The sequence below is a fragment of the Aequorivita sediminis genome, from assembly GCF_032080575.2.
GTDB lineage: Bacteria > Bacteroidota > Bacteroidia > Flavobacteriales > Flavobacteriaceae > Aequorivita > Aequorivita sediminis.
This window is the reverse complement of record NZ_JAVLSO020000033.1, coordinates 1-964: the sequence shown is the minus strand read 5'-3', so window position 1 is coordinate 964 and position 964 is coordinate 1. Positions and strand designations below refer to the sequence as shown.

Sequence of the window (964 nt, the reverse complement as noted above, 5' to 3'; positions counted from 1 at the left end):
AGCCAATATTTTAATGCAATTTGGCCAATGGATAAAAGGTAATCAACAAAGTTATTAAGAAAGGGAGGTTATTGCGCAGTCTGACGTTTAGTATAAAAGAAGTAGGGCTGTAAATAAACAATTACCTTTCGGATTATCAACAAGCCAAAACTTTTGCATTTTGTTTTATATTATTTTACTAAAAGCCCACCGAAGGACTACGACTTCCTAAATATAAAATAAAAAAGTAGTCGTAAATCAAAAGATTTGGCGACCTCGCAAATAAGCCTGAAACATTGGGTTCAGCACTTACTCGCCCTATTTTTTTTATACCTTGTTGGCAGAAGTTTTTCTAATCATTCATATACCCAGTAAGCTACTCCTCCGTGGTGTGAACAAGCACCTCTCCCAGTGGCATTGCTATATGTCCCATCGTTGCAAACTGCTCCAATACGAATTTTCTCTTGTTGTTTATATTCTCTAAAAGAATTTGGATTTGATGACTCTGTATACCTCTGTAAATTTCTTTGCTTTTTATAATCGTCTGAAACATTCCTTGAAGATTTTCTTTCGTTGAAGTTTTCATTACTTGTCTTTTGTTCAGAATTCAGAAATAATATTTTATCTTTTCCATTTTTATCAGTTATGGGGGTAGAGTTTTTTTTATCAGATAGACTTACTTCTGGTTCTTCATAATTGTCTGGAAAAAGTTTATTGTAAGAGTAAGTAGTAATAATAAAGCTCAAGAAAAGTGCTACGATGGAAGAGGTGCATCCCAAAGGCTTACCTTTTAACCAAAAAATTAAACGAGCAACTATATGGAATATAATGTACAATCCTATGCAAAACCCTATTACTCCTACTTCAGTCATTTCAATTCAAATTTCTGCCAACGGCAGTCTGTCTCAAAACTACACTAATTTTCTTTTAAATTCAGTTGCAGGGTTAAGATTTCCGTATTTCATGAATTTTATGAAATTTCTCG

At 33.3% G+C, this 964-nt stretch carries 1 protein-coding gene; it reads right to left on the bottom strand.

Annotation, left to right across the window (positions count from 1 at the left end; all coding sequences use genetic code 11):
• Positions 1–335 precede the first annotated feature (335 nt).
• Positions 336–851 (bottom strand): DUF3761 domain-containing protein, encoded by a 516-nt coding sequence (locus tag RT250_RS13495; RefSeq protein ID WP_313115416.1) that lies wholly within the window; start codon positions 849–851, stop codon positions 336–338.
• Positions 852–964 lie beyond the last annotated feature (113 nt).